This is a genomic window from Flavobacterium beibuense F44-8 (assembly GCF_000769915.1).
Lineage (GTDB): Bacteria > Bacteroidota > Bacteroidia > Flavobacteriales > Flavobacteriaceae > Flavobacterium > Flavobacterium beibuense.
In genome coordinates this window covers 135,438-161,233 of record NZ_JRLV01000005.1, presented here as the reverse complement: position 1 = coordinate 161,233, position 25,796 = coordinate 135,438, and the positions used below count along the sequence as shown (strand labels likewise).

Annotated in this window: 25 protein-coding genes; 17 read left to right on the top strand and 8 right to left on the bottom strand. The window is 38.4% G+C overall.

Going from position 1 to position 25,796, the window contains the following annotated elements; genetic code table 11:
- Positions 1-14: 14 nt before the first annotated feature.
- Entirely contained in the window at positions 15-2,498 is a 2,484-nt protein-coding gene (locus Q763_RS05755; protein WP_035132070.1) for a YfhO family protein, read from the bottom strand.
- A 149-nt stretch (positions 2,499-2,647) separates the two neighbouring features.
- A complete protein-coding gene (locus tag Q763_RS05750; protein ID WP_052123243.1) occupies positions 2,648-2,929 on the bottom strand; it encodes a DUF4834 family protein in 282 nt (93 codons plus the stop codon).
- A 120-nt stretch (positions 2,930-3,049) separates the two neighbouring features.
- On the opposite strand from Q763_RS05750, the gene Q763_RS05745 reads away from it, so the two are divergent.
- Entirely contained in the window at positions 3,050-4,030 is a 981-nt protein-coding gene (locus Q763_RS05745; protein WP_035132069.1) for a transporter, read from the top strand.
- A 12-nt stretch (positions 4,031-4,042) separates the two neighbouring features.
- Positions 4,043-5,161: a hypothetical protein gene (locus Q763_RS05740; RefSeq protein ID WP_035132067.1), complete on the top strand. Its 1,119-nt coding sequence runs from the start codon at positions 4,043-4,045 to the stop codon at positions 5,159-5,161.
- Between the two features lie 50 nt (positions 5,162-5,211).
- On the opposite strand, the gene Q763_RS05735 is transcribed toward Q763_RS05740, so the two are convergent.
- Positions 5,212-6,477, bottom strand: coding sequence for an aminotransferase class I/II-fold pyridoxal phosphate-dependent enzyme (locus Q763_RS05735; protein WP_035132065.1), 1,266 nt, complete (start codon positions 6,475-6,477; stop codon positions 5,212-5,214).
- A 174-nt stretch (positions 6,478-6,651) separates the two neighbouring features.
- Here Q763_RS05735 and Q763_RS05730 point away from each other — a divergent pair, with 174 nt between their 5' ends.
- The 6 genes from Q763_RS05730 to Q763_RS05705 all read left to right on the top strand — a co-directional run bounded on the left by Q763_RS05730 (position 6,652) and on the right by Q763_RS05705 (position 11,237).
- Positions 6,652-6,990: a TM2 domain-containing protein gene (locus Q763_RS05730; RefSeq protein ID WP_035132063.1), complete on the top strand. Its 339-nt coding sequence runs from the start codon at positions 6,652-6,654 to the stop codon at positions 6,988-6,990.
- Positions 6,991-6,994: 4 nt separating this feature from the next.
- On the top strand, positions 6,995-7,402 hold the full coding sequence (locus Q763_RS17685; RefSeq protein WP_035132061.1) for a DUF2752 domain-containing protein: 408 nt from the start codon (positions 6,995-6,997) through the stop codon (positions 7,400-7,402).
- Entirely contained in the window at positions 7,399-7,908 is a 510-nt protein-coding gene (locus Q763_RS05720) for a DUF4870 domain-containing protein (protein WP_035132059.1), read from the top strand. Before Q763_RS17685 ends, Q763_RS05720 begins: the two co-directional genes overlap by 4 nt.
- A 3-nt stretch (positions 7,909-7,911) precedes the next feature.
- Complete coding sequence (locus Q763_RS05715; RefSeq protein ID WP_035132057.1) at positions 7,912-8,484, top strand: non-canonical purine NTP diphosphatase; 573 nt, start codon at positions 7,912-7,914, stop codon at positions 8,482-8,484.
- A gap of 99 nt (positions 8,485-8,583) precedes the next feature.
- Entirely contained in the window at positions 8,584-10,383 is a 1,800-nt protein-coding gene (locus Q763_RS05710; protein ID WP_035132055.1) for a DEAD/DEAH box helicase, read from the top strand.
- Between the two features lie 77 nt (positions 10,384-10,460).
- Positions 10,461-11,237, top strand: a complete 777-nt coding sequence (locus tag Q763_RS05705) for a carboxypeptidase-like regulatory domain-containing protein (protein ID WP_035132053.1) — start codon at positions 10,461-10,463, stop codon at positions 11,235-11,237.
- Positions 11,238-11,239: 2 nt separating this feature from the next.
- On the opposite strand, the gene Q763_RS05700 is transcribed toward Q763_RS05705, so the two are convergent.
- A complete protein-coding gene (locus Q763_RS05700; RefSeq protein WP_035132051.1) occupies positions 11,240-11,905 on the bottom strand; it encodes a TrmH family RNA methyltransferase in 666 nt (221 codons plus the stop codon).
- Between the two features lie 63 nt (positions 11,906-11,968).
- Between Q763_RS05700 and Q763_RS05695 the strand changes: the two genes are divergently transcribed.
- Genes Q763_RS05695 through Q763_RS05685 form a run of 3 tightly spaced genes read left to right on the top strand, consistent with a single transcriptional unit; the run spans position 11,969 to position 13,980 of the window.
- Entirely contained in the window at positions 11,969-12,499 is a 531-nt protein-coding gene (locus Q763_RS05695; RefSeq protein ID WP_035132049.1) for an RNA polymerase sigma factor, read from the top strand.
- Entirely contained in the window at positions 12,499-13,290 is a 792-nt protein-coding gene (locus tag Q763_RS05690; RefSeq protein WP_035132048.1) for an anti-sigma factor, read from the top strand. Before Q763_RS05695 ends, Q763_RS05690 begins: the two co-directional genes overlap by 1 nt.
- Entirely contained in the window at positions 13,291-13,980 is a 690-nt protein-coding gene (locus Q763_RS05685; RefSeq protein ID WP_035132046.1) for an SIR2 family NAD-dependent protein deacylase, read from the top strand.
- A 1-nt stretch (position 13,981) separates the two neighbouring features.
- Here the strand turns inward: Q763_RS05685 and Q763_RS05680 are convergent, their stop codons facing one another.
- Positions 13,982-14,431, bottom strand: coding sequence for a TlpA family protein disulfide reductase (locus Q763_RS05680; RefSeq protein WP_052123239.1), 450 nt, complete (start codon positions 14,429-14,431; stop codon positions 13,982-13,984).
- 143 nt (positions 14,432-14,574) lie between these two features.
- On the opposite strand from Q763_RS05680, the gene purB reads away from it, so the two are divergent.
- Genes purB through Q763_RS05665 form a run of 3 tightly spaced genes read left to right on the top strand, consistent with a single transcriptional unit; the run spans position 14,575 to position 18,449 of the window.
- Entirely contained in the window at positions 14,575-15,927 is a 1,353-nt protein-coding gene (gene purB / locus Q763_RS05675; protein WP_035132044.1) for an adenylosuccinate lyase, read from the top strand.
- Between the two features lie 20 nt (positions 15,928-15,947).
- Positions 15,948-16,550 carry an NAD(P)H-dependent oxidoreductase gene (locus Q763_RS05670; RefSeq protein ID WP_035132042.1) on the top strand — a complete coding sequence of 201 codons (603 nt, stop codon included), beginning with the start codon at positions 15,948-15,950 and terminating at the stop codon, positions 16,548-16,550.
- A gap of 6 nt (positions 16,551-16,556) precedes the next feature.
- Entirely contained in the window at positions 16,557-18,449 is a 1,893-nt protein-coding gene (locus Q763_RS05665; protein ID WP_035132039.1) for a monovalent cation:proton antiporter-2 (CPA2) family protein, read from the top strand.
- A gap of 114 nt (positions 18,450-18,563) precedes the next feature.
- On the opposite strand, the gene guaB is transcribed toward Q763_RS05665, so the two are convergent.
- The 3 genes from guaB to Q763_RS05650 form a co-directional block, all read right to left on the bottom strand.
- Positions 18,564-20,036 (bottom strand): IMP dehydrogenase, encoded by a 1,473-nt coding sequence (guaB, locus tag Q763_RS05660; RefSeq protein ID WP_035132037.1) that lies wholly within the window; start codon positions 20,034-20,036, stop codon positions 18,564-18,566.
- A gap of 106 nt (positions 20,037-20,142) precedes the next feature.
- Positions 20,143-21,006: a hydroxymethylglutaryl-CoA lyase gene (locus Q763_RS05655; protein ID WP_035132036.1), complete on the bottom strand. Its 864-nt coding sequence runs from the start codon at positions 21,004-21,006 to the stop codon at positions 20,143-20,145.
- 78 nt (positions 21,007-21,084) lie between these two features.
- Positions 21,085-22,116 (bottom strand): quinone-dependent dihydroorotate dehydrogenase, encoded by a 1,032-nt coding sequence (locus Q763_RS05650; protein WP_035132034.1) that lies wholly within the window; start codon positions 22,114-22,116, stop codon positions 21,085-21,087.
- Between the two features lie 101 nt (positions 22,117-22,217).
- On the opposite strand from Q763_RS05650, the gene Q763_RS05645 reads away from it, so the two are divergent.
- The 3 genes from Q763_RS05645 to pepT all read left to right on the top strand — a co-directional run bounded on the left by Q763_RS05645 (position 22,218) and on the right by pepT (position 25,789).
- Positions 22,218-22,826, top strand: coding sequence for an HD domain-containing protein (locus Q763_RS05645; RefSeq protein ID WP_035132032.1), 609 nt, complete (start codon positions 22,218-22,220; stop codon positions 22,824-22,826).
- A gap of 64 nt (positions 22,827-22,890) precedes the next feature.
- Positions 22,891-24,492, top strand: a complete 1,602-nt coding sequence (locus Q763_RS17380) for a PAS domain-containing sensor histidine kinase (protein ID WP_052123235.1) — start codon at positions 22,891-22,893, stop codon at positions 24,490-24,492.
- Between the two features lie 58 nt (positions 24,493-24,550).
- Complete coding sequence (gene pepT / locus Q763_RS05635; RefSeq protein WP_035132030.1) at positions 24,551-25,789, top strand: peptidase T; 1,239 nt, start codon at positions 24,551-24,553, stop codon at positions 25,787-25,789.
- Positions 25,790-25,796: the final 7 nt, after the last annotated feature.

Here is a 25,796-nt window from a genome sequence, read left to right as displayed (position 1 = left end):
CTTAACCTTATATATTATTCTGCCGTTTCGCTTTTCTTTTTAGTACCAAAGTATATACCTGCTGCCATTAATACCAGCATTAGTATAAAGCTTATAAGTGCTATAGTACTACCTTTTTTCACTACCTGTGGCTCAAACTTAAACTCAACGGTATGCTTACCAGCCGGTATTTGCATAGCCCTTAAAACATAGTCGGCCTGGAAATGTGGCTGTTCTTTACCATCAATAGTGGCTATCCATCCTTTAGGGTAGTATATTTCAGAGAATACCGCAAGTCCGTCGTTAGTGTTATTGGTTTTATATTTAATATAATTAGGCTCTCTTTTAACCAGTTTTACAGTAGCAGTACTATCAGTAGCAAAAGTAGCTCTAGAAACCGCCTCAGGGAATTTAGCCACATTAACTACGGCTACATTTTTAGTATCAAGACTATCAAGAGCCTTTATTTCCTCATCGGCCGAATTCACTTTCTTAACCGTGTTTACAAACCATCCGCTTCCGTTAGCAAACGGATTCTCAACAGGTATATCCTGATTATCGTTAGACTGTAGTAAAACATACTTCACATTAAGCATGTTAAGCACCGGTAACGATTCTGTAAATGTCATTGTTTCAGGGTCTACTGATTTGAACAGCACTCCCATATTATTCTCCACATTGTAGGTAAACAATTGGTCGGTACGTTGCGGCCTAACAGCACTGTACCCTCCTACCGACTCGTGGAAATAAGATGTTCTTGCCTGTAACCTTCCATATGGTTCATACACCCTGTAACTGGAAGTATCTTTCATTATAAACTCATCGGCAGCACTTGCCTGGAAAGGTCTGTCAACCTGACTTGCGCTTTTAAAGTTATCCTTATTTACATAGTTCTTATCTATAAAGAAAAGATCAAACACCATAAGTCCACACACTACAAGCACCGTCACAAAGTCCGACAGCTTTTTGTTTACAAACATCCAAAGCGCACCAGCAGAAATCAGTATCAATATACCCGAACGTAATAAATCAGAGGTATACATCTCCTTACGTTGTTCAATAAGGGCTTTTACAAAGTCAGGCCCCATCTGCCCGTACATCTGCCTGATCTGGTCGTCGCTTCCGCCTGAAAAGTCAAAAGAACCTTTAAACAGGAATAAAAGCACTATTACTCCCAGTGCAGCTCCGCCAGCACTATACAGTGCTTTAAGCTGTTCCTGTTTTTCTGATTTAAAGAAAGACTGTAATCCCATTATCGCCAGTACAGGGAAACACAGTTCCAGTATTACCTGTATGGATGATACCGCTCTAAACTTATCGTATAACGGAACATTATCTATAAAGAAGTTTGTTAGTGCAGGGAAGTTTTTACCCCACGACAGTAATAATGACAGAATTGCACCTGCCAAAAAGGCATATTTTATTTTTCGTTTGTCTATAAACAGTCCTAATATTGCCAGGAAGAAGATAACAGCACCTATATAAGCCGGAGCTTCCACAATAGGCTGATCACCCCAATAAGTAGGTGAATTTGCCGCAAATTCTCTAGCCTCAGCATTAGATGCTCCAAGTCCTAGTATAAAGTTATATAAATGAGAATCCTCGCCTACATCTTCCCTAACGCCACCACCAAAAAGCCTTGGTGCTATAAGGTCAAAACTCTCGGCAACACCATAGCTGTATTCGGTTATATAGCTGTAATCCATTGACGATGTAGTTGTATTTTCAGTACCGTCAGGATTAAAAGTAAGTTCGCTTTTACCCCTTATACTAAAGTTAGTAAACTCTGAAGTAGCCATTAGGTTAGCAGCATTTGCACCAAGCGCCAGTATACCCGCCACAACAAACACTCCCATGGCTTTACCAAGATGTTTAAAATCTTTACTTTTTACAATTTCTATAATGAAATAAATAGCCAGTACCAGTAACAACAGTAACAGGTAGTACGTCATTTGGAAGTGGTTGGCATTTATCTCCAGCGCTGCTGCCATCATAGTAAGCAGCCCTCCCACAATATATCGTTTTTGGAATACCAGTATCACTCCTGCTACAACCATAGGCATATAAGCAATAGCATGGGCTTTAGCATTATGCCCTACCCCGAGTATGATAATAAGATAGGTGGAGAGACCAAAGGCAAGTGCTCCGAAAAATGCTTTTAACGGACTAACCCTTAAGGCCATCATAAGTATATAAAACCCTATAAAATAAAGGAACAGATAATCGGCAGGGCGCGGTAAAAAGCGTAAAACACTGTCTATCTTTTTAATATAGTTATGCGGATAGTTTGCCCCCATTTGGTAAGTAGGCATTCCGCCAAAGGCACTGTTTGTCCAGTAAGGCTCATCACCTGTTTCCTTCCTGAAATCGTTTTGCTCTTTTGCCATCCCGGTATATTGGGCAATATCCGACTGATATATTTTTTTACCCTGTAATACCGGATAAAAATAAACTAATGAAACAAAAACAAATCCTATAACAGCAAGCAGGTGCGGATAATACTTACTTATATTTTTCATATGCCTTTTTATTGATTTTTATTTCCCGTTAAGGAATTATTAAACGCCGTGAAGATACTTATTTTCGCTAAAAATACCGTTATAAGTATTCAATTAATAAAAAGGACGGAAATAAAAAATCCTTCCGCCTGGAAGGATTATCATATCATTTAATCAAGTTCTTCAAAATCAATATACTCGCCTACTTTTTTCTTTTCCTTAGGCATTTCTTTAGTAGTTTCCTGCTGGCGTTGCGACTGATATTGCTGCTGTTGCGCCTGCTGATTGTATTGCTGATTCATATTATTGAAATTCTGTTCGGCTTTCTTAACCATTTGCTGTATAAGCATTGGAGCAAACAGTCTCATTAAAAACCTAAACAGATAATAAACAGCAATTATAATTAATATTGTTCTTATAAAACCGGTAAAGCTTGCAGTAACCATTGTCATTTTAATTTTCTCAAATTTACAGAATCTCTTCCTTAAAAATAAATAGGCACACTAAAATATAATAAAATATACTACATTTGAAAAAGTGTAATACATTACGTTCAATAAACGAGCCAAACCATGAATTTCATTAAAAAAAATTTTCCGCTTGCCTTACTCTTAACCACCGCATGTCTACATGCACAATATACCGACCAAATCAATTCAAACCGACCGGGAGAGTCAATGTCGGGCTTTGCTGTAGGTAAAACTATCTTTCAGGTAGAAACAGGAATATACGGCATTTGGGAAGATCACGATATTTTAAACTACGACGCAAAAGGTACAGGTCTTGACCTACAAATACGTTATGGCGCTTTTTTAGAAGAACTGGAGTTTGTGCTTGATGCCCAGTATCAGTTTGACTGGTATGACAATGCCCTGCAAACTTATACCCGTAACGACTTCAGGCAGTTTACTATAGGTGCTAAATATCTTATTTATGACCCTGACAAAAATTATAATCCTGAACCAAACTTATACAGCTGGAAAGCCAACCATAAATTCAGATGGAGAAACCTTATTCCTGCCGTTGCAGTGTATGGAGGTATCAACCTTGTAGGCGGTAAAAGTGTTTACACCTTCCCGCAGGACGAGGTTAGCCCTAAACTTATGGCTATCACCCATCATCACTTTGGAAAATGGGTTTGGGTTAATAACATTATTGCTGATAAAATCACTACAGAGTATCCAAGCTATGGCTGGATCTCTACTCTTACACATGGCTTTAATGACAAATGGTCAGCCTTTGGAGAATTTCAGGGATATGACAGCGACTATTATGCCGATGCTATTTTCAGGCTGGGTGCTGCACACCTGTTAAACGATACTATGCAAATAGATGCTTCCATAAGTAAGAATTTTAAAGATACTCCGTTTTTACTTTACGGGGGCGTAGGGTTCTCCTGGCGATTTGATGCCGATTATAATGATATCCTGCTTCCGGGTAAGGCTCAGTATGAGGAAGAAAAAAGCAAAGAGGAAGAGAAAAAAGAAAAGAAGAAGAACAAAAAGGATAAAAAGAAAGAACGTCTTGACGATTTTGAAACCGGAGAAGACTAATATCACCATTTAATGATTACGATTAAAGAAGCTAAAACAAAAAGCGAATTAAAAGATTTTATAAAGTTCTCTTTTGAACTATACAAAGACAACCCTTACTGGGTACCCCCTATCATCTCAGAAGAACTTGAAAGTTTTGATAAAACCAAAAACCCTGCTTTTGAGAATGCCGAAGCCAAATTTTACCTGGCTTATAAAAACGGTAAGATTGTAGGTAAAACGGCCGCTATTATAAACTGGCAGGAAGTAAACCAGCAACAAAAGAGAAAAGTACGTTTTGGCTGGTTTGACGTTATAGATGATATAGAGGTATCTAAAGCACTTTTAGAAAAAGTATACGAATACGGCCGTGAGCATAATTTAGAGTACGTAGAAGGCCCTATGGGGTTCTCAAACCTTGACAAGGTAGGTGTACTTACCGAAGGTTTTGACCAGATAGGCACCATGATTACATGGTACAACCATCCCTACTATATGGAACATTTTGAGAAACTGGGCTTTACTATTGAAAAAGAGTATCGCGAGAGCACTTTTACTATGAACAATGTAGACCCTGCCCATTTCCAAAAGGCCAGCCAACTGATTAAACGCAGGTATGGGTTAAAAGCAGTAAACTTTAGCTCTACTAAAGAGGTTATGCCTTATGTAGATAAAATGTTTGAACTGTTTAATGCTACTTATTCAAAATTAGCTTCGTTTGTAGCTATTAGCGATGTACAAATTGAATATTTTAAAAAGAAATACATCAGCTTTATAAACCCTGAGTATATTAAGTTCATTATGGATAAGGACGACAACATGATAGCCTTTACCATAGTAATGCCTTCGTTCTCTGAAGCGCTTATTAAAGCAAAAGGAAAACTGTTCCCATTTGGGTTTATACACCTGCTAAGAGCCCGAAAGAAAAGTAAAGATGTTGTTTTTTACCTTATAGGTATTGACCCCGAATATCAAAACAAAGGGGTTACCGCTATTATTTTTGAAGAATTCCACAAGGTATTCACCAAAAACAATATTGTAAACTGCATAAGAACTCCTGAGCTTGAAGAGAACCATGCCATGAATAATTTATGGAAAAACTTTGATCCTAAAATTCATAAGCGCAGAAAAACATATAAAAAAGATCTATAAAAAAAGCCTCCTTTATAAAGGAGGCTTTTTTATTTATGCTTTTATAGAAATTACTCGGCAGAAACATCAACTGTAGTCTGCTCAGCAATTTTCTTATACGTACCGTTTAAAAGTTTTTCACGAATCGCTTCATAAGCGCTAAGTGTAATATTGATATCCTCAATTGTATGAGTAGCTGTAGGAATCATTCTTAAAAGGATAATACCTTTAGGAATTACCGGATACACCACAATAGAAAGGAAAATACCGTAGTTTTCACGCAGGTCATTAACCATCACCATTGCCTCTGGGATACTACCTTCAAGGTAAACCGGTGTTACACAAGTATTAGTATCACCAATATTAAATCCACGTTCTTTAAGTCCGTTTTGAAGTGCGTTTACATTTTCCCAAAGTTTATCTTTAAGCTGAGGGGTTGTTCTAAGCAAGTCAAGACGTTTTAACGCACCTTTTACTAAAATCATTGGTAACGACTTAGCAAACATTTGCGAACGTAAGTTATATTTAAGGAAATCAATCACATCTTTATCGGCAGCAACAAAAGCACCAATACTCGCCATAGACTTAGCAAAAGTAGAGAAGTAAACATCAATACCATCCTGGCATTCCTGCTCCTCACCTGCTCCGGCTCCTGTTTTACCAAGTGTACCAAAACCGTGCGCATCATCTACTAACAGTCTAAAGTTATATTTTTCTTTTAAGGCAACTATTTCTTTTAGTTTACCCTGCTGACCCCTCATACCAAAAACACCTTCGGTAATTACAAGGATACCGCCACCGGTAGTCTCAGCCATATTTGTAGCACGCTCAAGGTTTTTCTCTAAGCTTTCCACATCATTGTGCTTATAAGTAAAGCGTTTACCCATATGAAGGCGAACACCATCTATAATACATGCGTGAGAATCTACATCATATACAATAACGTCATTTTTAGAAACCAGGGCATCAATAATAGATACCATACCCTGGTAACCGAAGTTTAACAGATAAGCCGACTCTTTTTGTACAAAAGCAGCAAGTTCCTGCTCTAATTGCTCATGTACAGATGTGTGTCCAGACATCATTCTTGCTCCCATAGGGTAAGCAGCACCATATTCAATTGCAGCTTCTGCATCCGTTTTTCTTACTTCTGGGTGGTTTCCAAGTCCAAGGTAATCGTTTATGCTCCAGTTAATAACTTCCTTACCGTGAAACATCATCCTGTTTGCCAAAGGACCTTCCAGTTTAGGGAATACATAATAACCTTCAGCCTGAGAAGCCCATTTACCTAAAGGGCCCTTATTTTTTTGTATTCTGTCAAATAAATCTTTTACCATGTCTTGAGAATTTGTGTTTTAAAAAACGCGTCAAAAGTAATTATTATATTTTTCCCGTCATAATTATTTTCAACAATACATGTAACAAATATACGGGTATTGCTACTTATATTTCAAACTTCATTATATATTTGAAGCTCAAAAAACATTTATAACCAAAAACAATCAATTATTATGGACACTCAAAAAGTAGACCTGTTTATGATGATAAACGGGAAGTATTTTAAAGCAGAACACTTAAACTATATTAGAGAGAAGCTTCTTAATATAGATGAAACAAAATGGAACAGAATTATGGCTCTTGACTTTAAAGACCCTAACTCTATCATGCTTGTTTCTCTAATAGGACCAGGTGCACTTGGGGTAGACCGATTTTTAATAGGCGAAACAGGCACAGGGGTTGCTAAACTACTTACATGCGGAGGCTTTGGAATCTGGACTATTATTGACTGGTTTATCATTATGGATTTAACCCGAGACAAAAACATGGAAAAACTACAGGCATACCTGTAAAGTTATGAACAGGAATAAGCTATACCTGATTTTAATTCTATTAATCGCAGTTGGATATTGCTGGTTAGGATGGTCATTAACACAAACCAATCATAATATCAGTTTTACTCCCTGCCCTATTAAAAATGTAACAGGTATAGCTTGCCCATCCTGCGGAAGCACCCGTAGCGTATCTCAAATAATACAGGGTAACTTTGCAGATGCCTTTATGCTTAACCCTTTCGGCTACATTATTGCATTAGCTATGCTAATAGTACCAATATGGCTACTGTTTGATATTATTTCAAAAAAAGACACCTTATACAATGGTTACAAAAAGTTTGAGCAAACACTCAAAATAAAATGGGTAGCAATTGTTTTAATACTAGTAACCCTGGCAAACTGGATTTGGAACATTTACAAAGGATTATGAACAACCAAAAAACATATAAGGTTATACATCAAAACGAATACGAACAGGCTGCAAACAGTTACCTAATGACTGTTGTAGGAGTTATTGCCGGATTACCCCTCCCTATTATCAATCTCATAGCCTCCTTTTGTTATTATCTGGCCAAGCGTAAATCTTCCTATTTTGTTCGCTGGCACTCCATACAGGCAATACTGGCACAACTTATACTTATACCCTTTAACAGTATTGCATGGGCATGGACCTTAGGTATTATTTTAAAATCGATTGGATTAATTGCTGAATACGGTAACGATGGTCGCCATCACATATGGCCTTTGCTTGAAGGGATCACAGTACCTTACCTCTTTTACATGTTATTTATAGTTCTTTTTAATATCTTTGAATTCTTTGCCGTAATCTACACTTCTATTAAGGTAAAAAAAGGAGAAAACGTACGCTGGTTTTTAATAGCCGGTATTACCGATCGCCTATGCTCAAAAGAAAAAAGAGACATTTATAACATATAACATATGAAACTTGTTTTCGCTTCAAACAACAAGAATAAAATACAGGAAATAAAACATCAGCTACCGGATGATATTGAACTGCTAAGCCTTGAAGACATAGGTTGCACTGAAGACATCCCCGAAACAGCCGACACCATTGAAGGTAACGCCATATTAAAGGCCGATTATGTAACCCAAAAATACGGGTACAATTGTTTTGCCGATGATACAGGGCTTGAAGTAGAAGCACTTAACGGCGAACCTGGAGTATATTCGGCACGATATGCCGGAAAACAAAAGGATGCTAACGACAACATGGACAAACTACTTTTAAACCTTAAAGGTAAAAGTAACCGTAACGCCATGTTTAAAACCGTTATTGCACTTAACCTTAACGGAGAACAACATTTATTTACCGGAATAGTAAATGGTGTAATAACTACAAACAAGGCAGGAGACAAAGGTTTTGGTTACGATCCTATATTCAAACCGGAAGGTTTAGACCTCACTTTTGCACAAATTTCTATGGACGAAAAAGCCAAACTTAGCCATCGTGGCAGGGCTGTACAGCAGCTTATTGCTTTTCTAAAAAAGTAACTTCCTGATTTTCAATTTATTTAATTAAAACAAATCTGTTAAACCTATTAGTTTATCTCGCTAATAAACAGTACCTTTGCAGCTATTTTAAAAATATATATGAATAAATTTGAACAATTAGGATTGAATGAATCGCTGCTGAGGGCGATAAACGATCTAGGATTTGAAAGTCCGTCGGAGGTACAGGAAAAGGCGATTCCCCTATTATTGGAAAAAGACACAGACATCGTCGCTTTAGCGCAAACAGGTACAGGTAAAACTGCTGCTTTTGGTTTCCCGCTAATTCAGAAGATAGATGCCGAAAATAAAAACACTCAGGCTTTAATATTATCTCCAACACGTGAACTTTGCCTACAAATCACTAACGAGATTAAATTATACTCTAAATACATTAAAGGGTTAAATACTGTTGCTGTATATGGCGGTGCCAGTATTACAGAACAGGCTAAAGAAATTAGAAGAGGTGCACAAATTATTGTAGCAACCCCGGGCAGAATGCAGGACATGATTAACCGTGGCCTGGTAAACATATCTAAAATAGACTACTGTGTACTTGATGAGGCAGATGAAATGCTTAACATGGGATTCTATGATGATATCGTTGCTATTCTTTCTACATCACCAACAGATAAGAGCACTTGGCTTTTCTCTGCTACTATGCCACAGGAGGTAGCACGTATTGCCCGTGAGTTTATGAGAAAACCACTTGAAATTACAGTAGGTCATAAAAACTCAGGTTCATCTACAGTATCACACGAATTTTACCTTGTAAATGCACGTGATCGTTATGAGGCGCTAAAACGTCTTGCAGATGCTAACCCTGATATTTTCTCGGTTGTATTCTGTCGTACGAAAAGAGATACTCAGGCTGTAGCCGAAAAGCTTATCGAAAACGGATATAACGCTGCTGCACTTCACGGAGACCTTTCTCAGGCTCAGCGTGATGCGGTAATGAAATCATTCAGAAACAGGCAAATACAAATGCTTGTTGCTACCGATGTAGCTGCAAGGGGTATTGACGTAGACAACGTAACTCACGTTATCAACTACCAGTTACCTGATGATATAGAAACTTACAACCACCGTAGTGGTCGTACAGGACGTGCCGGTAAACTGGGTACATCTATCGTTATTATCACCAAGAGTGAGCTTCGCAAAATATCGGCTATCGAAAGAACTATCAAACAGAAGTTTGAAGAAAAATCTATCCCATCGGGTATTGAGATTTGCGAAATACAGCTATTCCACTTAGCAAACAGAATTAAAGACGTTGAGATAGACCATGAAATAGACCCTTACCTTCCTGCTATTTATGAGGTAATGAAAGACCTTAGCAAAGAGGAACTTATCAAGAAAATGGTATCGGTAGAGTTTAATAGGTTTATCAACTACTATAAAAAGAATAAAGACCTATCTACTCAGAAAGGCGGAGATCGCGACTTTACTCCAACAGGAGGTGCAGTTCGTTACTTTATCAACATAGGATCACGTGACGATTTCGATTGGATGAGCCTTAAAGATTTCCTTCGTGACACATTAGGTTTAGGTCGTGATGATATCTTTAAAGTGGATGTAAAAGAAGGATTCTCTTTCTTTAATACAGAAGCCGAACATGCCGAAACAGTTCTTGACACCTTTAACAGCATGCACCTTGAAGGCCGTAAGATAAACGTTGAGATTTCTAAAAATGATGGCGGAGGAAGACGCAGAGACCACAACGGAAGAAACAGCGGTGGAGGAAACAGTGGAGGAGGAAACTTCAGACGCAACTCACCTAGAGGAGGCGGAGACAGCAGAGACGGAAGAGACAGCAGAAACTCAAGAAGAGACGGATCTTCTCCTAGGAGAAAAGACGGCAAAAGTGCTCCAAGAGACAGAAAGCCGAGAAGAAGCAATTAATTTTTTTTTTAATATAATTGTATACTAACTACAAAATATCGCGTTTGTTTATTACTTTTACTTTACTAAAGCAAACAATGAGATATTTTGTAGTTATTTTATTTTTATTACTATCGTTCCCTTCTTTCGCGCAAACCGAGAAGCAGGAAGACACAACCAGTGTAAGTGGTACAATAGTAAACGAGAGCAATCTTTTACCTATTGAAAACGCGACGATTATCAATATCAACACTGTAAAAGGTACTGTGACCGATAAGCAGGGTAATTTTACTATAGCTGCAAAAACCAACGATACACTACACATTACCCTTATAGGTTACCAGCCTATTAAAGTACGTGTTACAAACGACTGGATTAAAAATACCACCTCAACAAAAATACCCCTAACAGAAAAGGCTTACGCACTGGAAGAAGTGGTTATTAACCAGCACAACCTTACCGGATACCTACAGGTAGACTCTAAGCTTGTACCTGTTAAACAGAACTATCGTTACAGTATATCCGGACTTAACTATGGCTATGAGGGCGGACACACCTCCCCTAACGCTTTTAAGAAGATTATAAACTCTGTTTTCAATCCTGCCGACCTGCTTCATAACATTTTTGGAAAAAAACCTAATGAGATGAAAAGGCTTAAGCAAATGAAAAAGGATGATACCGTAAGGAATTTGCTCGCTTCAAAATTTGACAGAGAAACACTGGCTGCCCTTTTAGGAGTAACTAAAGAAGATATTTCTGAAATCCTGGAACAATGCAACTATTCTGAAGAGTTTATACGAACCGCAAACGACCTCCAGATAATGGATGCTATTAACGGTTGTTACGAAGAGTACAAAGCCATAAACAGGAAATAACACTATTCCTGTTCCAGGTATTTTTGAGTAATAAAGTCAATATCCTTTATTGATTTCCTACTCCAGTCAATCCTTTTATCCAGCATTTCATCATCGTTAAGCCTCCAGTTAATATCTGATTTTCTTAACCTGTTGGTTATATCCTGAATTACAATAGCTGCCGAAGATGATATATTAAGACTTTCGGTAAAACCTACCATAGGTATTTTTAAAAAACCGTCGGCTTTCTGCATTACCTCTTCAGAGAGTCCGTTTTTCTCAGTACCAAAAAATATGGCTGCAGGCTGTGTAATATCAAACTCATCCAGCATACACGAGTTTTCATGAGGCGTAGTAGCTATAATTCTGTACCCTTTTGCTCTTAGATTATCAATACACTCGGATGCCGAAGCATATCGTTTTACATCTACCCATTTTTGCGCACCAAGAGCAATTTCCTTATCTATACGCTTACCATACTTCTCCTCTATCACATTAAGTTCCTGTACACCAAAAACCTCGCAGGTACGCATTACCGCACTGGTATTATGCAACTGAAAAACATCTTCAATAGCAACTGTAAAATGTTTGGTACGGGTTTGTAATATATTTAAAAACGTTTCCTTACGGTTTTCAGTAATAAACTCTTCTAGGTAATTGAGATATTGGATATCGGAGGTATTTTTCATTATTTAAGCTAAATGTTAAAAATCTTTTAGTATTTTAGAAGTGCCAAATCCAACAAATTATATATGACACAGGAAGAATTACTCGAGCAAATCTACAAAAAAGACAGCAAAGCATTCACGCTACTGTATGACATGTATTCCAAAAGCCTTTTTGGAGTTATATTCAACCTTTTAAAAGATAAAGAGGAATCAGAAGATGTTTTACAGGACGTTTTTGTAAAAATCTGGAAAAATATCGATTCCTATAACGAAAGTAAAGGCCGATTTTTTACCTGGATTCTTAATATAGCACGTAATGCCGCTATAGATAAACTAAGGTCTAAGGGACATAATAACAGTTTAAAAAACCTCTCTGTCGACAATTTCGTAAATATTTTAGACCACAATACCTCGGTGACCAATAAAATTGACGCCATAGGTATCCGTGAGTTTGTAAAGAAACTGAAACCGGTATGTGTACGCATTATCGACCTGCTTTTCTTTAGGGGGTACACCCAACAGGAAGCATCGGAAGAACTTGCCATACCACTGGGCACAGTGAAAACACAAAACAGAAATTGTATTAGAGATTTAAGAACTATATTAGAGGTATAATGAACACAGAGTATATTGAATCAGGAATTTTGGAACTGTATGTCTTTGGGTTACTTTCGGAAGAAGAAAACCTGAAGGTTAAAGAAATGGCAGACAGCAATGAAGATGTAAAAGCAGAGATACTGTCTATAGAAAAAGCCGTTATTGACCTTTCATACAGCGTATCGCCCTACCTATCGGCAGAGGTGTATAATAAAATACGCCAGCAGCTTATTGAAAAACACGAAGGTGTTATACAAATGCCACGCAAAAGCACAGGCTCTTACCTTGGGTGGGCTGCCGCTATTATACTGTTATTCGGACTTGGCTTCCAGTATTACCAGTACAATCAGGCTACAGAGGAAGTTCAGGCTACAAAAACAGAACGTGATAAGTTTGAACAGATGCTTGCTAACGTAAGCCAGGAGAATACACAAAACGAAAAGGCTCTTGCCATTATTCGTGACAAGAACAACAATGTGGTTTCTCTTGCCGGGCAAACCGTTGCCCCCGAAGCTTATGCTAAAGTATATTTAAACAACGAAGACAATAAAATTTATGTGGATATAGCCGGTTTACCGGAACCTCCTAAAGACAAGGTATACCAGGTTTGGGCACTTAAACTGAAACCTCAGCTTGACCCAACAAGTATTGGTGTTCTTGACGACAGCCAGAGAACTCAAAATAAAGGTATATTTGCTGTAGAGAACTTTGAAGGAGCCGAAGCATTTGGTATTACACTTGAGCCTGCCGGTGGTAGCCCTTCACCTACACTTGAACAATTATATACTTTAGGGGAAGTGAAATCATAAATGAAAAAAAAACTTGTTGTACTATCGGGTGCCGGTGTTAGTGCCGAAAGCGGAATAAAAACGTTTCGTGATGCAGGCGGTCTTTGGGAGGGTCATAATGTAATGGAAGTGGCTTCTCCCGAAGGCTGGCGCAAAAACCCTGCGCTGGTACTCGATTTTTACAACAAACGCAGGCAACAGCTTTTTGAGGTTGTACCAAATAAGGCACACACCATAATTGCCGAACTTGAAAATCACTTTGATGTTACCGTTATTACCCAAAACGTAGATGACCTGCACGAACGTGCCGGAAGTACCAAAGTTTTGCACCTGCATGGCGAACTACTTAAAGCCCGCAGTGTAAATAACGAATTTGATATTGTTGAATGTACAGGTGATATTAACGAAGGTGACCTGCATACCGACGGACATCAGTTACGTCCGCACATAGTTTGGTTTGGAGAGGCAGTCCCAGCCATACCCGAAGCTATTAACATAGTAGAAAAAGCTGACTACCTAATTATAATAGGTACATCACTACAGGTGTACCCTGCTGCAGGGCTTATAGATTATGCAAAACAAACTATCCCTATTTACTACATAGACCCTAATCCAGGCAGTATCCCCAGTACGCATTATTACATTGAAAACATTAAACTCACAGGATCTGAAGGAATGGAACTGGTTTACGAAAAACTGAAAACAATATAACCTATTCTTCCAAATACTTATTTATTACTTTGATAAGCTTACGACTATACCCCGGAGAATGGGCACTTACCAGCTTTCCATTTTTATCAATTACCATATAGCGTGGTATAGACATTACTTTATGTCCTTCCAGTACTTTAGCATCTTTAGCCTGAGAGATTAAAAGGTTAATATCATTTACTATCCCTTCGATCTCCATAGCTTTTACCCATTTGTCTTTTTCAGTATCCATGGAAATAAAAACATAAACCACATCTTTACCTTTTAGTTTCTCCTTAAACGAAGGCAGTTTTCTCATTTCACTACGACAGGGTTTACACCAGCTGGCCCAAAAATCTATCAGGATAACTTTTCCTTTATTTTCCTGTACAATTTCATCCAGTGATTTATTGGTTTGGCTAAAAGCAGTAAGCGAAGTAAAAATCAGTAAAAAGATAAATAGTTTTTTCATAGCAAGGTGGTTTTATGGTTAATTACAAAACAGAAAGGTAGCTGTTTTAGTATAAAAACTACCTATTTAATTGTTTTTGTACCTTCTTTAATTGCCTGTAAAAGTTTATCTTTGCGGCTATACGTATTTTTAAACAACAAACAATGCAAAGTTTATCTGAACTGAATGCCATTTCCCCAATAGACGGGAGATATAGGAGTAAAACCGTATCGTTATCAGGATATTTTTCTGAAGAAGCACTTATAAAATATAGGGTGCATGTAGAAATTGAGTATTTCATAGCATTATGCGAATTGCCACTACCTCAGCTACAGGGTGTAGACAAAGCTGTGTTTGAGCCGCTTCGTGATCTTTACAGAAACTTCTCGGCACAGGATGCACTACAGGTAAAAGAAATAGAAAAAACAACCAACCACGATGTAAAAGCGGTTGAGTACTTTATAAAATCGGCTTTTGATAAGCTTGGCCTTGAGCAGTACAAAGAGTTTATTCACTTTGGTTTAACTTCTCAGGATATTAACAACACTGCAATCCCTCTATCAACTAAAGAGGCTTTTGAAGATGTGTATATGCCAACACTTATAAAGGTAATCTCTAAACTTAAAGAGCTTACTAAAGAGTGGGCAGATGTACCAATGCTTGCCCGTACTCACGGACAACCGGCATCTCCTACCCGTTTAGGTAAAGAGATACATGTTTTTGTAGAAAGGCTTGAAGAGCAGTTACGTCAACTTTTCAACGTACCTTTTGCTGCCAAATTTGGTGGTGCTACAGGTAACTTTAATGCGCACTTTGTGGCTTATCCGCAAAACGACTGGAGACAGTTCGGACTTGATTTTGTTGAAGGAACACTTGGGTTAAAACACTCATTCCCTACAACACAAATTGAACACTACGATCATTTTGCTGCATTTTTTGATGCTTTAAAACGTATTAATAACATCATTATAGACCTTGACAGAGACATCTGGACTTATGTGTCTATGGATTACTTTAAGCAAAAAATCAAAGCCGGAGAGGTTGGTTCTTCTGCAATGCCACACAAAGTAAACCCTATTGATTTTGAAAACTCTGAAGGTAACTTAGGAATTGCTAATGCCATATTTGAACATCTTTCTGCTAAACTACCTATATCAAGACTGCAAAGAGACCTTACAGACAGTACAGTGCTAAGAAACATAGGCGTACCTGTAGGGCATACTCTTATTGCTTTTGAAGCTACCCTTAAAGGACTTAACAAGCTACTTTTAAATGCTGAGAAGTTTGAGCAGGACCTTGAGAAAAACTGGGCTGTTGTGGCTGAGGCTATCCAAACGATATTACGTCGTGAGGGATATCCTAACCCGTATGAAGCACTTAAGGAGCTTACAAGAACAAACCATGTTATCAATAAAGATTCTATCCATGCCTTTATAGGAACACTTAACGTTTCAGACAGCGTTAAAGCGGAGTTAATGAACATTACTCCTTCCAATTATTTAGGTATATTACCATAATTAAATAAGAATAATAATGTATGCCCAACAAGATACTCATTCTATTTGCACACCCGCTGTTCGAGAAATCGAATGTGAATGATGTACTTGTAAACCACATTCCGGATAGTCCTAACATCACGTTTCACGACCTGTACCAGGAGTATCCGGAATTTGATGTTGATATGCAGCGTGAACAGGAGCTGCTTTTACTACATGACATCATTATATGGCATCACCCTATGTATTGGTACAGTTGCCCTCCCCTTTTAAAACAATGGATAGACATTGTACTGGAACACGGCTGGGCATATGGTAAGGAAGGTACAGCCTTAAAAGGCAAACTGCTCTTACAAACCATTACAACCGGCGGACGCAAAGAAAACTACTGTTCTACAGGGCGCGACCGCTTTACAATACAACAACTTTTAGAACCCTTTAATCAAACTGCAAAAGTTTGTAATTTGACCTACCTACCCCCGTTTGTAGTTCATGGTACACACTCCATGACGACGGAAGGATATATAGAGAACGGAAAACTCTACAGGCAAATTCTGGAATACCTGGAAAACAAAACTATTACTCCTGAAGATCTCTCCGGCTATCAGTATTTTAACGATTGGTTTAAAACTAAATTAGGCTAAAAACGTATGGAAACCGGATTATTTTTTGAGTCAATTATCTATTTGGCTGCAGCTGTTATATGTGTACCTATAGCTAAAAAACTGGGACTTAGCTCTATATTAGGCTATCTGTTTGCCGGTATTTTAATAGGCCCGTTTGTACTTGGGCTTATCGGACAGCAGGGAGAAGACATTATGCACTTTGCCGAATTTGGGGTGGTTATGATGCTGTTTCTTATTGGGCTTGAGCTTGATCCCTACAAGTTTTGGCGGATGCGGCGTTTTATTGTCGGTATGGGTTCGTTACAGGTTTTAGGCACCACTATTATATTGTTTCTGGCATGTTTACTGGTTTTAAAATGGGAATGGGAAGCCACACTAACTATAGCATTGGCACTAACATTATCGTCTACTGCTATTGTATTGCAAACCCTTAAAGAAAAAGGACTGTCGCAAACCTCAATGGGGCGTTCGGCGTTTGCAGTACTATTGTTTCAGGATATAGCCGTTATCCCAATACTTGCTATATTACCTTTGTTAGCCGACGGCGATATACAAAACAAAGGCATAAACGAATCCCTTATTTCCGATTTACAGGGATGGTTGCAAACTCTTATTGTAATAGGGACCATCGCCCTTATATACTTTGCCGGGAGGTTTATTATTGTACCTCTACTCCATGTAGTTGCAGCAACAAGACTACAGGAACTTTTTACCGGAGCAGCACTATTACTGGTACTTTTAGTTTCTTATATAATGCAGATGGTAGGGCTTAGCCCCGCTTTAGGTGCGTTTATGGCTGGTGTCGTATTAGCTAACAGTGAATTCAGGCATGAACTCGAAGGCGATATAGCCCCCTTTAAAGGACTCCTCTTAGGGCTTTTCTTTATTGGTGTAGGTGCTTCCATAAACTTTAGCCTTATCATGGTAGACCCTGTGTTTATCATTGTTTTCTGTACCCTGTTTAATGTTATTAAATTCCTTGTACTACTGGGAATAGGTAAAATTTACAAGAAAAGTTCTGACCAAAACCTACTCTTCGGCTTTGCACTAAGTCAGGGAGGAGAATTTGGATTTGTAATATTAGGATTTGCCACTCAGCTTAACCTTATGCCTACTTACCTCGCCAGCCAGATGATGGCCATTATAGCACTGAGTATGATAGGTACTCCAATACTGCTTTTCATTAATGAAAAATGGATAGATCCTTACTTTGGTGTTAAGGAAAAAGACTCTAATAAGTATGACGATATTGAAGACGATAACAATGATGTTATCATAGCCGGATTCGGGAACTTCGGTAGTACCATAGGGCGTTTATTAAAAACTAACGGTATACCCGCAACGGTACTAGACATGGATTCTGACAGAGTTGACTCCCTGCGTAAAATGGGCTTCAAAGTATACTACGGAGATGCTTCAAGGCTGGAACTGCTTCAGGCTGCCGGATGTGAAAACGCTAAACTGTTTATTGCTGCTATAGATAACCCTACTGTAAACCTTATTGTGGTAGAAATGATACGTAAACATTTCCCTCATCTAAAAATACTGGCAAGAGCTCGTAACCGAAGTAATGCCTTTGAACTGGTAGATATGGGTATTAATCAGTTTTACCGTGAAAACCTGTACAGTGCCGTACACTTAGGTGTAGATGCTTTGGTTGAGCTGGGACACCGTCGTTATACCGCCACAAGGCAGGGACAACGATTCATTAAATATGATGAGCAGGCGGTATTGAGACTTTCGCAGAAACGACATGATAAAAAGGCTTTCCTTATGACTGCCAAAGAAGAGATCGAAATGCAGGAGCAACTGCTTAAAAACGATTTATATGCCCAACTGGGAGCTAACGACCATGCTTGGGAAAGTGAAGACCTGAGAAAAGAAAACCTCGAAAACAGTAACGGAGATAAAAAATAAACCACCCCGGCTTTCAGCCACCCCTCCAAAGGAGGGGAATTAAAACAATATTTAACAAAAAGGCAGAAGTTAGTAACTTCTGCCTTTTTTATGTTTTAGTCTTTCGACCTCAAATTATCTTGAATAGTTTGGAGCCTCTTTAGTAATAGTTACATTGTGAGGATGACTCTCAGATATACCGCTTGAAGTTAAACGTACAAAACGGCTGTTTTCCTGTAGTGTTGGGATGTCTTTAGCACCACAGTAACCCATACCTGCACGCAGACCTCCGATAAACTGAAGCATGCTTTCAAAAAGCTCACCTTTGTATGGTACACGACCTACAATTCCTTCCGGTACAAGTTTCTTAACATCATCTTCTACATCCTGGAAGTAACGGTCTTTTGAACCTTCTTTCATAGCCTCTACAGATCCCATACCACGGTAAGATTTAAACTTCCTGCCTTCAAATATGATAGTTTCACCCGGAGACTCTTTAGTACCTGCAAGTAATGAACCAAGCATTACACAATCGGCACCCGCTGCAAGCGCTTTAGGAATATCACCTGTGTAACGGATACCACCATCGGCAATTACAGGAACACCGGTACCTCTTAACGCTGCAGAAACTTCAAGAACTGCAGAGAACTGAGGGAAACCAACACCTGCAACTACACGTGTAGTACATATAGAACCCGGACCGATACCAACTTTCACAGCATCTGCACCGTTTTCAGCAAGGTATAAAGCCGCTTCTGGAGTTGCAATGTTACCTACAACAACGTCTAGTTCAGGGAATTTTGCTTTTACTTCTTTAAGTACACCTACCACACCTCTTGTATGTCCGTGAGCCGTATCGATAATTACCGCATCAACTCCGGCAGCTACAAGCGCTTCTGCTCTCTGTACTGCATCGGCAGTAACACCAAGGGCAGCAGCAACACGAAGTCTTCCGAATTTATCTTTGTTAGCGATAGGCTTTTGAGTAAGCTTAGTGATGTCTCTGAAAGTAATAAGACCAATAAGTTTATTTTCGCTGTTTACTACAGGTAGTTTTTCAATTTTATGCTCCTGAAGAATTCCTTCTGCCACATCAAGAGTAGTACCCTCACCTGCAGTAACAAGGTTTTCAGAAGTCATTACTTCTACAATAGAACGTGTTCCATCTTTTTCAAAACGAAGGTCACGGTTAGTTACAATTCCTTTTAGTATTTGGTTTTCGTCTACTACCGGAATACCTCCTATACCAAACTCACGCATGGCGTTTTTAGCATCTGCAACTGTAGCATTAAGAGGAAGCGTAACAGGATCTATAATCATACCCGATTCTGCTCTTTTTACTTTTCTAACCTCTGTAGCCTGACGCTCAATCGTCATGTTTTTGTGTAATACACCTATACCACCTTCACGAGCCATAGCAATAGCCATAGCGCTTTCCGTCACCGTGTCCATAGCCGCCGAAACGATAGGCACGTTTAATGTTATGTTTTTCGAGAATTTTGATTTGATACTTACTTCGCGTGGAAGAACCTCAGAATAATTTGGAACCAGCAGTACATCATCGTAAGTAAGACCTTCACCGATGATTTTAGTTGTGTGTGCTTTCATGTTGCAATTTGTCGTTAAATTGCATGCAAATATAGTACTTTTTAACCTAATAAGAAAGTGTTTGTTTTATAAAAAATCGTTATGCCTTTATAAAGAAAATTTATTCTTAGTGATACTGGGTAAAGATTTTGGTAGCCTCGTTGTATGAGCTCTCAAAACTAAGTGAATTTAAGTTGGTTACCACCTTCTCTGCAGTAAAGTACGAAAGCATCTTTTCGGTAGGCATATTTCCGGTTAGGTCATCTTTTGCCATAGGGCAACCGCCAAATCCCTGTATAGCCCCATCAAAACGTATACATCCGGCCTTGTAGGCTGCGTCTACTTTCTCAAACCATTTATCTGGTGTGGTGTGCAGGTGTGCCCCAAATTCAATTTCAGGATACTTAGGAATAAGATTAGAGAAAAGATAATCGATAACCTCGGGAGTTGAGCTACCAATGGTATCTGACAGTGAAAGTATTTTAACTCCCATTCCTGCCAGTTTTTCGGTCCACTCCCCTACAATTTCCACGCTCCACGGGTCACCATAAGGATTACCAAAACCCATAGACAGGTAAGCCACAACCTCTTTATTACTTTTATCGGCAATGTTTAGTATTTCCTGTAGAGTAACAATAGACTCGGCTATGGTTTTATGCGTATTACGCATCTGGAAGTTCTCTGAAATGGAAAACGGATATCCTAAATATTGTATTTCAGGATGTACAGAGGCCAACTCTGCTCCTTTTGTATTGGCTATAATGGCCAGTAGTTTACTTTTTGTGGCACTCAGGTCAAGTTTTGCAAGTACTTCGGCTGTATCCTGCATTTGCGGAATAGCCTTAGGCGAAACAAAACTACCGAAATCAATAGTATCAAAACCTACCCTTAACAGCGACTGAATGTAAGCTACTTTCTTCTCTGTGGGAATAAATTCTTTGATGCCCTGCATGGCATCTCTTGGACACTCGATAATCTTAACCTGTTTCATAGAGGTTCAAAGATAATTAAAGAATCGGGTTTACGAAATCGTTTTCTTTGAAAAATTACCACAAAAACAGCCTGTATACTATTTTTTTGATAATAACTTCTTGTTTATCGCCTTAATAAGCCCCGGACCCTCATATATAAAGCCGGTATAAAGTTGTATAAGGCTTGCTCCTGCTTCCAGTTTTTCTATAGCATCTTCGGCAGTATGTATACCTCCTACTCCTATTATAGGGAATGCTTTATTACTTTTTTCTGATAGAAACCTAATTACCTCGGTAGATCTTTTTGTTAACGGCTTACCACTAAGTCCGCCCGTTTCCTTTTTATTTTCAGACTGCAACCCTTCTCTCGAAATGGTAGTATTAGTTGCTATAACACCTGCTATTTTGGTTGTCTGTACTATATCAATAATATCCAGTAACTGACTATCGGTCAAATCAGGAGCAATTTTAAGCAGTATCGGTTTTTGCACCGGTTTTGTTTGGTTTTTATCCTGAAGCGTTTGCAGTAACTGAGTTAAAGGCTCTTTATCCTGTAGTTCACGCAGGTTTGGTGTATTAGGCGAACTCACATTTACCACAAAATAATCAACATAATCATACAGTGCATCAAAGCATATTTCGTAGTCGCTTACAGCATCTTCATTTGGCGTTACCTTGTTCTTACCTATGTTACCACCTATAAGCACATGCCCCTTACCTTTAGGATTTTTTTTAAGGCGCTCTACAGCTTCAGCTACACCTCCATTATTAAAACCCATACGGTTTATAAGTCCGCCATCTTCCCTAAGCCTGAACAGTCTCTTTTTAGGATTCCCGTCCTGTGGTTTTGGAGTAAGTGTACCTATTTCTATAAAGCCAAAGCCCAGGTTACCCAGTTCTTTGTACAACTTAGCATCTTTATCAAGTCCGGCAGCAAGCCCTACAGGGTTTTTAAACTTTAACCCAAACACCTCACGCTCCAATCTTGGGTCGTTTACCTCAAACATTGATTTCAGTATAGATGGCATACCCGGTATACAGTTTAAAAATCGGATGGTTGAAAATGTGAAGTAGTGAATTTTTTCCGGATCGAAACGGAATAATACAGGCCTGATTAGAGATTTGTACATAGCTAAATTATTGTGGCTGCAAATTTACTATTATATCTGTAAATATAATAATACATGGACACTTAAAAAGCGCTATATTTGGTTACCATATAAAACACCTTATGTTAGAAAACATATTTACAATCCTTGTAAATCCATATAACAAAGAGTCCACACAATCAATGTGGCAGGAAATAAAAGAATATTACAGCCACAAAAGCCGAAAGTACCATAACCTTACCCATCTTGAAAACCTATATAAGGAACTTTCCTTTTGTAAAGAGTTGATTGAAGACTGGGACACCGTGCTATTTGCCTTGTTTTATCACGACATTATATATAAGTCAACCCGTAATGACAATGAGGAACAAAGTGCCGAACTAGCCTTACAAAGACTAAAGGAAATTAATTATCCTGAAGACAAAGCCGAAAGATGCAGGCAGATGATACTGGCAACCAAATCACATCTACCGGTTAGCGATAACGACATTAATCTGTTTACCGATGCCGACTTATCAATATTGGGTTACGACTGGAGTAGATATGCGAAATATTATAAACAGGTAAGAGAAGAATATTCTTACTATCCTGATATACTCTACAAACCTGGACGAAAAAAAGTTTTAAAACATTTCCTCTCCATGAGTTTTATATATAAAACCGAATTCTTTCGCGCTAAGTATGAGGAGAATGCTAAAGAAAATATAAGAAAAGAATTAACCAAACTTTAGCTATTGTTAGCTAAGCCAATTATATCAAATCATTATCTTTGGCTATCACCATACTATAAAAACTATGTCAACGATTAAAGACGACACAGCGAATACCATGCTTCAAAAGAAAAACGACACTGCTGTCGAACTTATGAAGCTTGCTTTTGATGCACCTAATAACAGGAGCATCTTTTTTACGCCAGTATTTAATCATGGTGAAATTATAGATTTTAGGTTTGCACTCCTTAGCCGTGGTACAATAGACTTTTTTAAAGGTATTGACTACACAGGGCAAACACTGCTTGAGGTACTGCCCGATCAGCTAAACCAAATTGAAAGCCTTAAAGCAGCTTACAAAACCGGTACAACACAAAACTGGACAAGATATTATGAAAAACTTGATGGTGCACAACGATGGTTCAAAGTGTCTGACACCAAAGCCGGAGATGGTGTTTACAGGGTTTGGGAAGATATAACTGAACAGAAAATAGCCGAAAGAAACTTCAATATTGTTATTGCCGAACAGATTGAAGACAAATACGTATCCCTTTTCAACTCTGTTGATCAGGGTTTTTGCATTATAGAGGTACTTTTTGATGAAAATAAAAAACCTATTGACTATATTTTTGTCAAAACCAATCCGGCTTTTGAAAATCAAACAGGGCTTGTTAATGCTATAGGCAAGACCATGAAGGAACTGGAACCTAATCACGAAAGCCACTGGTTTGAGATTTATGGTGAAATTGCACTTACCGGCAAGCCGAAGTATTTTGAGCAGGAGGCTAAACACCTTATTAACGGATGGTATGAAGTATCAGCCTTTCCATTAAGCGATGTTAAAGACAATAAAGTTGCCATTATATTTAACGATATTACCAACCGTAAAAATGTTGAGCGTGAACTTAGCGAATTCAACACCCGTTTGGAAGAGGAGGTTAAAGAACGTACTGCATCACTTAATAAAGTTAATGCTCAACTTGCTGATAAAAATGCTCAGCTGGAACAATCCAATAAAGAGCTGGAATCATTTAACTATATAGCAAGTCACGACCTACAGGAACCCCTGCGTAAAATACAAACGTTTATAACTTTTATAAAAGACAGGGATATGACCCGCGAGGAGTCAGAACCTTACATTAAGAAGATACATGATTCTGCCGGACGTATGACCCAACTTATAAAAGATGTTTTGGTATATAGCAGGCTATCGGCAGAAAAAGAGTTTGTAGATGTAAACCTTAACGAAATACTGGATATTGTACTGGCAGACTATGAACTGCTTATTAAAGAGAAAAATGCAGTAATCAACAGGAACACACTTCCTACCATAAAAGCTATTCCGTTACAAATGGAACAGCTGTTTTCTAATCTTATCAGTAACTCATTAAAGTACTGCTCTGAAAAACCCGAAATAAGTGTTACCGCTCAAATAGAAGGTAATTTGGCTCATCTCACTTTTAAGGATAACGGCATTGGTTTTGACGCACAGTACAGCGAGCAGATATTTAAACTTTTCCAACGCCTGCACGGTAAAGGTGATTATGCCGGTACGGGTATAGGGCTTAGCATCTGTAAAAAAATTACCGAACAGCATAACGGTTCAATATCAGCCGAATCACAACCCGGAAAAGGAGCTACCTTTAACATAACTTTACCCCTAAAACATACTATTAAAACGGTTTAAGATTATTGTACTTCTGTACAAAATTGTAACTTTGATGCTCATTTAAAAAACAGAGAAAATGCAGCATATAATTGACCGCTTTATTAGCTATGTCACAGTTGATACTGAATCAGACCCGAATTCTGACACAACTCCAAGTACAGCAAAACAATGGGATCTTGCCAATCAGCTTGTAGAAGAACTTAAAGCTATAGGCATGGAAGATGTTACCATAGATGAAAATGCATACATCATGGCTACGCTTCCGTCAAATGTAGACCACGATGTACCAACAATAGGTTTTGTTTCTCACTTTGATACTACCCCTGATTTTACAGGCGCTAACGTAAAACCACAAATTATTGAGAACTATGATGGTGGTGATATAGTACTTAACAAAGAACAAAACATAGTACTGTCTCCGGGCTACTTTAAAGACCTTTTACAATACAAAGGACAAACAATAATCACTACAGATGGTACTACCCTTTTAGGTGCCGATGACAAAGCCGGTATTACAGAAATTGTTACTGCAATGGAATACCTTATCAAAAATCCTGAAATCAAACACGGTAAAATACGTGTAGGTTTCACTCCCGATGAGGAAATTGGTCGTGGCGCACACAAGTTTGATGTAGAGAAATTTGGTGCAGACTGGGCTTACACCATGGATGGTAGCCAAATTGGTGAGCTTGAATACGAAAACTTTAATGCTGCCGGAGCTAAAATTACTTTTAAAGGAAAGAGTGTTCACCCCGGTTATGCAAAAGGAAAAATGATAAACTCAATGCTACTGGCTAATAAGTTTATCTCTCAGTTACCAGAAGGCGAAGTGCCTGAACAAACTACAGGTTACGAAGGTTTTTTCCATGTAACAGGATTAAACGGAAGTATTGAAGAAACTACCGTACAGCTTATTATCCGTGATCACGACAGAGATAAGTTTGAAGCTCGTAAAGAGCTTATCCATAAAATAGTGGCCGACATCAACGCTCAATATGCAGTGCAGTTTGGTGAAGACATCGCTATTGCTGTAGTAAAAGACCAGTACTTTAATATGAAAGAAAAGGTAGAACCTGTTATGCATATTGTAGACATTGCTGAAAAAGCAATGAACGAATTAGGCATTACTCCTCTTATCAAACCTATACGTGGTGGTACAGATGGTTCTCAGCTTTCTTACATGGGATTACCTTGTCCTAATATTTTTGCAGGCGGACACAACTTCCACGGTAAATATGAATATGTACCTGTAGAGAGCATGCAAAAAGCTGTTGAAGTTATCGTTAAAATTGCCGAACTTACAGCTAAGAAATAACAATCAC